This is a genomic window from Wolbachia endosymbiont (group B) of Camptogramma bilineatum, assembly GCF_947251825.1.
GTDB lineage: Bacteria > Pseudomonadota > Alphaproteobacteria > Rickettsiales > Anaplasmataceae > Wolbachia.
On sequence record NZ_OX366391.1, the window covers coordinates 1,492,560 to 1,504,477 of the forward strand.

The following is an 11,918-nucleotide window of genomic DNA, read 5'->3' on the forward strand; positions in this document are numbered from 1 at the left end:
GTAGAATTGAAGTTGCAAAAGCAATGCTGGCTGATAATGTTGATGTTTATCAAGTTTATTGATCTTTCTATTTGTGAGATTAAAGAATTCAGTAAACTGTTATTCCCAGTATATGGTAGGCTACTTGCACTATAGAGTGTCATGTACACATCTGTACTAACAAGCAGAGGTAAATCTAAGTCAGTTTAGATATAACATTTACTTTAAAAAACTTTATTTTACGCTGATATTCTAGCGCTTTTCTGTGGTATTTTGTTGGGGTATAATTTGCAAAACTATCTTCCTTATAGGTTAAAAAATTACACTGCTTTATATGTAACTCTATCCACTCTGCATAATCCTGATGATCAGTTGCAATAAATATTTCACCTGTGACAAGTATTTTTTTTGCTAATAAATTTAAAAATTCCGTATTAATTAACCGTCTTTTGTTGTGACTTCTTTTTGGCCATGGATCTGGAAAGAGAATAAAGAATTTTTCAACACTATGGTCAGGAAAATTGACAATTAATTCTCTTGCATCTTCTGTCCATATTACAATATTTTTTATGCTGTGTGCTTCTATGCTTTTTAGCAAGGAAGAGACCCCCTTTAAATAAGGCTCACATCCTATAAATAATAGATCAGATTCATTGAATGCCTGATGGAGCATATTTTCACCATTACCGAAACCTATTTCTACTCGTATTCTTTTTTGTAAGTCTACGATCTTTTTTATAGATTCCTTGCTGTTTTTAATAGAATACTTCTCCAAAACATTCAACTTCAACCTAGATCTTCTGGAAAATGACCTAATCCAATTATTATTCCTAGATAACATAACTTACATAACTTAATCTTTTATAGCTTAAACAATTCTCGAAATGAATTAATGAGAATTTACTTGTCACTAATTATTAATATTATATAATATATGAGTTCTAATGAAGTTAAAATTAAAAGGTATGGAAAGTACAGTTGCTATCAAGAGGCTATCATCAAATAGGTTCATAGAAGAGATATTTCAAGATCAATTTGATAATCAAGATAATAACTTTTGTGAAGATTCTTTTGCTAACAAAATCAAAGAAGGAGATGTGGTAGAAGGTATAATCACAAGAAGAAATTCTAATGATATTGTGGTTGATGTTGGTTTAAAGTCAGACGGAAGAATTCTGATTAAGGAGCTCAGTTGTAATGATGATATCACTGTTGGCTCGAAAATTAGAGTTTATGTTGAAAGAATTGAAGATTACCATGGTAATGTTGTTCTTAGTCGTGAGAAAGCAATCAGAGACGAAAAATGGAATAAATTGGAAGAAAGCGCAGTTACAAAAGATGAAGTAACAGGAATCATTAAACGCTCAATTAAATGCGGTTTTATTGTTGATCTTGGTGATGGAATAAGTGCGTTTTTACCGCTGAGTCATGTGGATTTGAAGCAAATAAAAGATGCTAATCACCTTATTGAAACTGAACAAAAATTCATCGTGCTTAAAATGGATAAGAAGCAGGGGAATATTGTAGTATCAAGAAAGCTGGTATTAGAGAAATTGCATGCTGGTGAAAAAATTAAGTTTTTAGAATCTTTAAATGAAGGTGATGTAGTAGAAGGCAAAATAAAAAGCATCACTCACTACGGTGCATTTGTTGGCATTCATGAATCAGATACAGTGGGAGTTATAGATGGGCTGCTACATATTACAGATATCTCTTGGAGTAATGTAAGTCATCCATCTGCAATTTTTTCTTATGGTCAGCATATAAAAACTAAAATTATAAAAATAGATAGAGAAAATGGAAAAATCTCCCTGGGTGTAAAACAATTAGGAGACAATCCTTGGCAAGATCTAGAGTCAAAATGTCCAATTAACAGCGTACACAAAGGATGTGTAACGGGTATAAAAGATTGTGGATTCATTGTTGAGATTAAACCTGGGATTGCGGGTTTGGTACACTCATCAGAAATAACTTGGAGCAAGAGTAATTTACCAATCAGTAGTTTTGTAACAATAGGACAAGAAGTGGATGTAAAAATTCTCGGTATTGACATTATTAAAAATAAGATGAGTTTAAGCACAAAAAGGTGCGTAGAGAATCCTTGGCAAGTATTTATTGATAAATATCCTCTTGGTTCTATTGTTTCTGGTAAAGTTAAAAGCAACAATGGTTCACAAATATCTGTGACTTTTGATAATTCTGAGATATCTGAGGACGTAGAAGGAACAATTTATATGCAAAATCTAAGTTGGTCGAAAAACAATTCAGATGAGATAAAAAAGTATAATGTAGGTGATGAAATAGAAGCAAAAGTGATAAGGGCTAACGTAGATCGGACAAGAATTTATCTTGGAGTAAAGCAAATAGAGTATGATCCTCTTGAAGAACTGATAGAGAAAGTTAAAGTAGGGGATAAAATTCAGGTTACTGTAAGTAAGAGAGAGGAAAATGGTCTGATCGTTGAGGTTGAGAACAATGTAACCCTTTTAGTAGATCAAGAGCATTTACCAGAAAATAAAAAGTTTTCTATATCAGAAAAAATACAAGTTGAAGTAGTAGGTGTTGAAAAATATAATATAATATTATCTGCCAAATAACTTCTTGTGCTTCATATAAATGGCAACGAAATCTGATATAATAGCAAAAGTGGCAAAAAAACACCTTTTGTTAGATAAGGTCATTATAGCAGACATAGTTGATAGTTTCTTTCGAGTGTTTTCAAACACGTTGAAATATCATAATAGAGTTGAAATCAGGGGGTTTGGTTCTTTTTCAATTAGAAGCTATAACTTGAAAGAAGCAAGTAATTTGACGTCACAGAAGGTTGCAAAACATCAATACTTTAAAACTTATTTTCGTAGCAGTAAAAAGTTATCCCTCTTGATAAATGAATAAAAATCTATATTGTAAATCTGAAAGTTGTACAATATAGCATCATATGCAAGTAGTAGAAATAGTTATACATAATAACACATATAAAATATCTTGCGAAAGTAAAAAGAAGGACCATTTATTACAACTTGCTAATAGCTTCAACAAGCTAGTTAGCTCCATATCTCAAAGAACTGGAGGTAAGGGCTCAGATGCATTAAATTTCTTACTTGCAGCATTGACTCTCGAAGACAAAATTTTAGAATTAACAAAGCGATTAGACGAAATAAATCAAGAATGCAAAAAGTATAGGGAGGAAAAAAGAGTAGAATATGCTGAAGTATTAGATAGGGTAAACAAGATTATTGGGTGCATAAGTGATTAAAGCAAGCAATCAAATCGACTACCTCACTACTCAAATCAGGGGGGAGAAGTTTCTTACGAGTGATGTAACAATATAATTCGCAATCATCAAGATCAACTATTTTTTCGTATTCAATTAGTTCACTTAAGGAAAATTTATCAAGATATTTCAATGCAAAATGCCCTAGAAGTATATCAGTTTCTTTACAACCCCTATGCCAACTCCTATACATCAGTTTTCTTCTTAATAAGGAGATATCTATCATTGTCATTAAACTTTTTTTTTAATTTAAAGACTAAACTAAATACTTGTCAAGCAAGGCGCATTTTAATATACTCAACGTTTGATTAAGATTTAAAACATAGGTGGAATTAATTTCTCATCAACTTAGCGCTGGAATATATTATTTTTTATCGTTTTCTTTAATAATTTCTATCATAGTATTCGTGCATGAATGTGGGCATTATATTGTCGCTAAAGCATGCAAGGTTAAAGTTGAATCTTTTTCTATAGGCTTTGGTCCTGAAATTTTTGGTTTTAACGACAAGTCTGGAACTAGATGGAAATTAAGTGCCTTTCCATTGGGTGGCTACGTTAAAATGTTAGGGGATACTAATGCAGCAAGCGTTCCTGTTGATCAACAAAAATTAACTGAAGAAGAAAAATTATACTCATTCCATACAAAACCTCGATATCAAAAAGCAGCAATAGTTTTTGCAGGGCCTTTTGCAAACATGATATTTACCGTTATAGCTTTCACAATATTTTTCAGCGTGGCAGGTTATTATCGTACTCCACCAGTAATTGGTAATGTAATTGAAGAAAGTGCAGCAAAGCAAGCTGGCCTATTACCAGGTGACACTATTACACAGATCAATGAGTACAAAATAAAATACTTTGAAGATATTTCACGCGTGATAATGTCCAACCCTGAAACAAGAATAGAAATTAAGTATAGCAGAAATAACGAAGAGTACAGAACTATTCTAACTCCGTTTACAGTTGAGGATAGAGATGTCTTTGGTAACATAATAGAAAGAAAAACTATAGGAATTACCTCAATTAATATGATAGGGTTGAAACAGTCATCTTTTCTTGGAGCTGCTAGCCTATCAGTGAATGAAACCTACCACACTATGTGTTTAACAATCAAAGCACTCTTTCAAATTGTTGTTGGTAAAAGGAGTATAAACGAAATAGGTGGGCCAATAAAAATCGCAAAATATTCAGGGCAATCAGCCAAAAAGGGATTTATTATGGTTCTATATTTTATGGCAATCATTTCAGCTAACTTAGCTGCAATTAACTTGCTGCCAATACCACTACTAGATGGTGGGCATTTATTTCATTATATTATAGAAGCAGTTATACGTAGAGATTTGAGTTTGAAATATCAAAAATATGCAGTCACTTTTGGTGCTACCATACTGTTTTTGTTGATGGCAGTTGCAATCACAAATGATATTAGGCATCTTTTTTAAGATACATATGAAAAAGTTATTTCACATACTAATAATAATAGTTATTTCTTTTCCCACTCTACTTGTTGCTCTAGAAAATAAAGAAAAAGTACAGATAAAAAATATTAAGTATATTGGCAATGAGCGAGTAAGTGATCAAACAATAAGGTTTTATACAAAATTAGAACCAGGTAGTCATATAAATGATGATGATGTAGATTCAATTATAAAAGATTTATATAAAACAAAGTTATTTGCTAGTATTAACGCCTATATCGATGATGAAAAAAACTTAGTAGTAAAAATTCATGAGAATCCATTGATTAACAAAGTAATATTGAAAGGCAATAAGTTATTTAACAGTAAAGAGTTGCTAAATAACGTTATCCAGTCAAAATCACTAACTATTTTCACTGAAACAAAATTACAAAACGATTTAATAAATCTAGCTACTCTTTATAGGAACAGTGGTAAAATTGGTGTTAAAATTGCATATGAGCTAGATAAGCTCGGTAGCAATAGGATAAACCTAATTTTTAAGATAAAAGAAGGAAGAACGTCTAAAATTAAGGGTTTACGATTCATAGGTAATAAAAGCTTTTCAGCAAATGAGCTAGAGCAAGTTATCAAAAGGCATAGCAATGATATATTTAGTAAGTTATTTAGAGCCATTTTTAAAAGCGGAACTCATTATTCACCTCAATATCTACTGATTAACACAGAACTGCTTGATCGCTTCTATTCATCTAAGGGATATATTCAAAATAATATCCAACCAATTGTTGAGGTTGATAATAACAACCAAATAGAGTTAACTTTTTTGATTGATGAAAAGCAGCAATACTTATTTGGAAATAATGAAGTTGATATTGAAACTGAGATTCAGGATTTAAGTTTAAGGGAAGAAATATTAGAATTTATCAAAGAGGAAAATAATCAAATATTTAATAGAGTTAAAATTAACAATACAGCAGAAAAAATAAGTAAACATTTAAACGAAAAAGGATATATATTTGCAAAAGTTAATCCAGAATATACACAACATAACAATATTGTGGATGTAACTTACAAAGTGCTACCAGGTAAAAAGATTTATATAAACCAAATTACTATTGATGGCAATGACCGCACTTTAGATAAAGTAATTAGAAGAAAACTTAGCATGGCAGAAGGCGACGCATATAACACATCTGAGATTCAAAAATCACGTAGAAAACTTATATATAGCGATTTTTTTGAAACAGTAAAAATAAATAGTTATATAGTGGATGAAAATGCAGTAAATCTTGATTTAAATGTCAAAGAAAAAAGAACTGCCTCGTTATCTTTAACAGGTGGCATGTCTCTTCCTGGTGGAGTATTTGTTAAAACCGATTTCACAGATCGTAATTTATTTGGTAGTGGTAAAGAGGTATCTTTTGCTCTTGAAAAAAGTCAATATGTTCTTTCTACTAGTATAGACGCTGTTGAAAATAATTTTAACGATTCTGATACGTCATTAGGCGTAGGTATATTTTATGAAAAACAAGATAAGCCAAACACCACTTTTGATACTTGTGACTGGGGAGGAACAGTAAAATTATCTTATAAAATTTTAGAAAATCTAACCAACTCTATTCGCTATTCTTATAAATATAACCATATACATATGGACAATAAGAGTGGAAAAGATGAGGATATCTCTGAGATAATAAGAGATCAAAAAGGTGAGTATCAGATCTCATCAGTTGGATACACGTTAGCGTACAATAAATTGGATAATCTATATACTCCAAAGGAGGGGTACTTGTTGCGCTTAAATCAGGATATTTCAGGATTGGGAGGAAATGTAAATTTCCTAAAATCTGAGTTTTTGTCTTTTTATACACGCCCTATACTAAGAAAAATTGATGATGATATAACATTGCGCTTTAAAATAGCAGCAGGTCATATTTTCTCTTATACCGATAAAGAGCTAAATATTGGCCAGCACTTTTTTAAAGGGGGTAATGAAATTAGAGGATTTGACCTTTCCGGCATTGGACCAAGAGCAGAAGACAAAAATAAAAGCTCATTGGGAGGCAAAACTTATTTTAATTTAACACAGCAAGTAGATTTTTCACTATCTAAATTATATGACTATGCTGGTATCAAAGGCTCACTATTTGTTGACTACGCAACACTTTTTGGTTTAGATGAAAAGGAGATATATAGTGGAAAATATTACGATAGTAAGCTTATAAGAGTATCAGCAGGTTTTGGCTTTTCAATGCCCTCTCCTTTTGGTAGACTTAGATTAGATTTTGGGTTTCCTTTAGTAAAGGAAACTTATGATATAATACCATCACCAAACGTTAAAATTTCTATTGAAGCGGGGATTTGAATGAAATATATACAGTTATTTACATCAGTCATTGCCTTAATTGTTTCCTTATTTGTAGGGTATAAGTTTGTAGGGTATCAACCTCAGAGCGCGATTAATACAAAGGCTGCCATTATTGATAGTGACAAAGTTATCAACGAATCTCTGGCTCTGCAAAATATACAACAACAAATAAAGGAGCAGAATTCTAGATTACAGCAAGAATTTGAAAATGAGTTAGAAAAATTTAAGCCATCGAAAGAAGAATTTGACCTTTTGTCAGAAGAAGCAAAAAAAGAAAAGACGGAACAATTTAGTAAGTACACTGTAAGCGTTAGGGATAATTACGCTAAGAAAATGTCACATTTAGAAGAAAACTATAGAGAAGCAGTAGAAAGTGTCTTTAACAAAATAAAAGAAGTGGCTAAAAGAACGGCAGAAAAAAACAATGTAGATTTAGTACTATTTATTTCAAAAAAGAACCAAGTTCTATACTCTATGGATGAGGTTGATTTATCAGATGTGGTATTAAAAAATGTAAATAAGGAAATACCTGAATTTGCTTTGCAAAGCATTGAGTAGGCTTATGCAATTTAATATCAGTGATATTATAAAAATACTACCACATTCTTATCCTTTTCTCTTAGTAGATAGGGTTATAGAATGCGAACCTGGTAAAAGTATAAAAGCAATCAAAAATGTGACTTTCAACGAGCCATTTTTTATTGGTCATTTTCCTGGCCATCCGATAATGCCAGGAGTTTTGATAGTTGAGTCTTTAGCTCAGGCATCTGCTATATGTGTCCTCGGTAAAGAAACAATAGAAAATAAAGTTGTTTACTTTATGTCTATTGAAAACGCAAAATTCAGAAGACCAGTTATTCCAGGGGACACGTTGGTTCTTCAATCCAATATAAAAAGTGCGTGTTTGGGTGCATGCAAATTTGAGTGTGTTGCATATGTTGGGAAAGAAAAAGCTGCAGAAGCAACAATCTTAGCAAGACTGCAAGACAAATAAAATCTTCATCTGTAAGAAACAGTATGTACACTGTATAGTATAACAATGCAACTGAATTTCAAAATCTCATTTTCAAACTTATACACTTGTAGTGGATTAATAAAATTAGATGAGACGTTTTTAGATTATATAAAATCGTGCGATGAAAGCTTGTTTTGTTCATTAATTGAAGCAAGAGAAAAAGCAGCTTCTTCTTTGATGTCATCCCAGTGCTTAACACTGGGATCCATAGAACAACCAATGTTGGCCACTCAAATGACAGATAGTCAGTTAATAATAGACCTCTCATATTTACTTGATGAATTTATTGCAAAACTTTTTAATATTGGAAAAGAAGCAGAGGAGCTAAAGAAAAAGCACAACGACTTTGCTGCAATATATAAGTGTAAAAGGTTATTTGTTCAACGCTATGCATTAAAGAAGTACACTGATATAGCAGATATAGATATTGATTATGTTACCAGCAAATTAAATCGCTTTCTTGCCCTATCAACAACAGAAAAAAATTTTGCTGAGCAGGTGATGCGTTGGTTGGAAAATAAAGAGGATCACAAAGAAGAAATAGAACTTGCAGCGCAATATGCAGCGTGGAGAGTGAAAAATAAACAGAGTATACTTTTTAGTATTCACAGAAAAATTGATCACGAAAATCTCGTATCGTTCTTCAAAAAAGAAGTAGACGAAGTTGAGGTATTGTATTCAAGCAAAACAAAAAGACGACATGGTTTTGATCTGACAAGTGAAAAGGTGAGTTTGAATAAAGCATTGGATAATGCTCATTACTGCATATTTTGTCATAAGCAAAATAAGGACAGTTGTTCAAAGGGGCTAAGTAATAACGACAATACCTTTAAACAGTCCCCACTCAAAGTTGAATTGCACGGCTGTCCACTAGAACAGAAAATATCAGAAATGAATCTGGTGAAAAGCGAAGGGTACAGCATAGCAAGCCTTGCAATTGTGGTAATAGATAACCCATTATGTGCAGCTACTGGGAACAGAATATGCAATGATTGCATGAACTCATGCATATATCAGAAACAAGAGCCTGTAAATGTGCCAATGATTGAAACAAGGATTCTAGATGATGTGCTCAGTTTACCGTATGGATTTGAAATATATTCTCTGCTTAGCCGTTGGAATCCTTTAAATTTTCAGCGTCCATTGCCAAAAGGAAACACAGGAAAAAACGTCCTAGTTGTAGGGCTTGGTCCTGCGGGTTTTAATTTAGCTCATCATTTATTAAACGATGGGCATAACGTTATCGCCATTGATGGACTAAAGATTGAACCTTTGATCGATAATTTTCAGCTAATTAAAGATTTCGAGCATAAAAAACTAAGTGAACGCACAGCTGGTGGATTTGGTGGAGTAGCAGAGTATGGCATAACCTCTAGATGGAACAAAAATTATCTAAAAATCATTAGACTTTTGCTGGAAAGACGTGAGAATTTCGCACTTTATGGAGGCATTCGTTTTGGAGGTACGATAACCGTTGATGACACATTCAACTTGGGTTTTGATCACACTGCCCTGGCACTTGGCTCTGGTAAGCCACGAATGATCAAAATAAAAAACATGCTAGCTCGTGGAGTGCGCATGGCATCTGACTTTCTTATGTCGTTACAACTGACTGGCGCTCTTAAATTTGATTCTATAGCAAATCTGCAAGTTCGTATGCCGATAGTTGTTATAGGTGCGGGGCTTACTGCGATTGACACTGCCACTGAAGCTTTAGCGTATTATCCAATTCAAGTAGACAAATTTCTACTTCGTTATGAGATATTAGTTGATAAGTATGGAAAGGACTGTGTTGAAAAAGATTGGACAGAAGAAGAGCACGAAATTGCGAATGAGCTCATATCGCACGCAAAGTTGATCCAAGCAGAGCAAGAATTAGCAAAAAAAGAAAGTAGAGAAATAAAAATATTAGAGTTAATGCAGAGTCTTGGGGGAGTGAAAGTTGTATATAGAAAAGAGCTGAAAGACTCGCCAAGTTATCGATTAAATAGCGAAGAGGTGCAAAACGCATTATCAGAAGGGATTTACTTTATTGAAAACTTAGAGCCAGTTGAAGTTGTGACAGATAAATATAACCATGCTGAGTCAATAAAACTGATAGACACAAAATCCGGCGAAATCAAATGTATAAAAGCACGTTCTATTTTTATAGCAGCAGGTACTGAGCCAAATACAGTTATTGCAACAGAAGATAAAAAGCATTTTAAATTAAGTAATGGGTATTTTACTCATTTGAATTCATCAGGAAAAGAAATAGACCCAATATTTTCTCCTAAAATGCAAAATAAAGATAGAATATTAGTGTATAAGCAAGGCAATAAAACAATCAGCTTTTTTGGTGATCTTCACCCTTCGTATAGCGGCAGCGTCGTGAAAGCTATGGCAAGTGCTAAGAACGGCTACCCTATTATTTCTCAGCTTTTGAGTGGAGTGATCCAAACAGCTAATCAGCCAGCGTCACGCGCTGGAGTGACGCTGTTCCGTCAAGCTAACAAAGAATTCTTTAATAGAATCAAAGAGCAATTCACTGCAAAGGTTATAAAAGTTCAATATTTAACAGACAAAGTTGTGGAAATAGTGATCAAAGCACCACTTGCGGCAAAGAATTTTAAACCTGGACAATTCTTTAGGTTGCAAAATTTTGAAACCAATAGCAGAAAAACTCACCTCACTATGAAAGGTATAGCAGTAACCGGCACTGAAGTAGACAAAAAAAAAGGATTTATTTCTACTATTGTGCTTGAAACTGGCGGTTCCACTAATTTATGTAAATGTTTTAAAAAAGGTGAACAAATAATTCTTATGGGTCCAACTGGCAGTCCTACTGAGATTGGTTAAACCTATTTTGTACTAATTATACTATAATGTATATTATTTATTAATAAATCTATACTATAATAATGATTTTTATTAAGGTAGTATTATGACACATAAGTTAAGATTCACACTTCCAAAAGAAAGCTACTCTATAGATATAGGACCATGTTCTGCAAAAAGTAGAAAGTGTAAGGAGTTTATAGCAAAAAACGAAGACGTAGGTATGAAATTTCTTATTTCTACTAAAGATGATACTGGCAAAACAGGAAAAATGTCCCTTTGTAAAGATAATAACGGTCAAGATGAGTGTACAAAATCCTACACAGTTCAATCTCCAGTAATTTATAATGATCTTTTTAATGATAGCTTTAAATACGTAAGTGTTCTTTTGGATCATGATAAAGGACATTTCACTAGGATGCACAATGAATTCGATAAATATGATATTGATTACACAGTTATGGATGACGGTAAAACACAGAATATGCTGTCAGAGGATTTTATGATCTAATTTTCATTATACAGCTACTAAAGAGCTTTCTTGATTCCAGTGTCCGCTACTCGAATGCCGTCATTACAGTACTTGATACAGGGATCTATAGATAAAACAATTTAAGATTCCGCTACGTGTTAGTGGAATCTATGCTGAGACACCGCGGCGGTATCTAAAAAAAGCGTTAAAGACTAGATTAGCAAAGAATTCTTTAATAGAATCAAATATTGCGAAGAGCATAAAAGTCGAATGAGTGCATTGAAAACTGGCAGCTCCATTAGATTTATGCAGATACTTAAAACAAAGAAAGTAAATCACTCTCAACTATCAGACTTACTGAAGTTCTGGATATTGAATTGATGCCAAATTTTATTTCAAAAAGTAAATAATTTACTAACGCTCGTGCACAAATTAAAAATAAATTATGCACGAGTGTAGCACTGTGAATTAGGAGTGCTATATTAAAGCTTACCTCACTATTAAAGCTATCGGTCAGATTAGATTAAAAACCTAATCTGACCGGTTTCTCTATAACCTTCTAAACCCTGATATAA

The 11,918-nt window shown here is 32.7% G+C and carries 11 protein-coding genes; 9 read left to right on the plus strand and 2 right to left on the minus strand.

Features of this window, described 5'->3' with window-relative positions:
* Positions 1-175: 175 nt before the first annotated feature.
* Complete coding sequence (gene trmB, locus OPR44_RS07610) at positions 176-820, minus strand: tRNA (guanosine(46)-N7)-methyltransferase TrmB (RefSeq protein ID WP_264377628.1); 645 nt, start codon at positions 818-820, stop codon at positions 176-178.
* Positions 821-923: 103 nt separating this feature from the next.
* Between trmB and OPR44_RS07615 the strand changes: the two genes are divergently transcribed.
* From OPR44_RS07615 to OPR44_RS07625, 3 genes are read left to right on the plus strand one after another with little or no spacing between them, the layout of a single operon-like run.
* Entirely contained in the window at positions 924-2,576 is a 1,653-nt protein-coding gene (locus tag OPR44_RS07615; protein ID WP_264377627.1) for a 30S ribosomal protein S1, read from the plus strand.
* A gap of 19 nt (positions 2,577-2,595) precedes the next feature.
* Positions 2,596-2,874: an HU family DNA-binding protein gene (locus OPR44_RS07620; RefSeq protein WP_010404234.1), complete on the plus strand. Its 279-nt coding sequence runs from the start codon at positions 2,596-2,598 to the stop codon at positions 2,872-2,874.
* A 43-nt stretch (positions 2,875-2,917) separates the two neighbouring features.
* Positions 2,918-3,235 (plus strand): cell division protein ZapA, encoded by a 318-nt coding sequence (locus OPR44_RS07625; RefSeq protein WP_010404232.1) that lies wholly within the window; start codon positions 2,918-2,920, stop codon positions 3,233-3,235.
* Here the strand turns inward: OPR44_RS07625 and OPR44_RS07630 are convergent.
* Positions 3,213-3,479, minus strand: coding sequence for a succinate dehydrogenase assembly factor 2 (locus tag OPR44_RS07630; protein ID WP_010404229.1), 267 nt, complete (start codon positions 3,477-3,479; stop codon positions 3,213-3,215). The genes OPR44_RS07625 and OPR44_RS07630 overlap by 23 nt on opposite strands.
* A 100-nt stretch (positions 3,480-3,579) precedes the next feature.
* Here OPR44_RS07630 and rseP point away from each other — a divergent pair, with 100 nt between their 5' ends.
* From rseP to OPR44_RS07660, 6 genes are all read left to right on the plus strand, one after another.
* On the plus strand, positions 3,580-4,695 hold the full coding sequence (gene rseP / locus OPR44_RS07635) for an RIP metalloprotease RseP (protein WP_262986220.1): 1,116 nt from the start codon (positions 3,580-3,582) through the stop codon (positions 4,693-4,695).
* 7 nt (positions 4,696-4,702) lie between these two features.
* The gene (gene bamA / locus OPR44_RS07640) at positions 4,703-7,036 is read left to right on the plus strand and encodes an outer membrane protein assembly factor BamA (protein ID WP_265014855.1); all 2,334 of its coding nucleotides are present in this window, start codon (positions 4,703-4,705) and stop codon (positions 7,034-7,036) included.
* Positions 7,037-7,597: an OmpH family outer membrane protein gene (locus OPR44_RS07645; protein ID WP_264377625.1), complete on the plus strand. Its 561-nt coding sequence runs from the start codon at positions 7,037-7,039 to the stop codon at positions 7,595-7,597.
* A 4-nt stretch (positions 7,598-7,601) separates the two neighbouring features.
* Complete coding sequence (gene fabZ / locus OPR44_RS07650) at positions 7,602-8,033, plus strand: 3-hydroxyacyl-ACP dehydratase FabZ (RefSeq protein WP_264377624.1); 432 nt, start codon at positions 7,602-7,604, stop codon at positions 8,031-8,033.
* 45 nt (positions 8,034-8,078) lie between these two features.
* Positions 8,079-10,892, plus strand: a complete 2,814-nt coding sequence (locus OPR44_RS07655; RefSeq protein ID WP_265014856.1) for an FAD-dependent oxidoreductase — start codon at positions 8,079-8,081, stop codon at positions 10,890-10,892.
* A gap of 85 nt (positions 10,893-10,977) precedes the next feature.
* Positions 10,978-11,382, plus strand: coding sequence for a hypothetical protein (locus OPR44_RS07660; RefSeq protein ID WP_265014857.1), 405 nt, complete (start codon positions 10,978-10,980; stop codon positions 11,380-11,382).
* Positions 11,383-11,918: the final 536 nt, after the last annotated feature.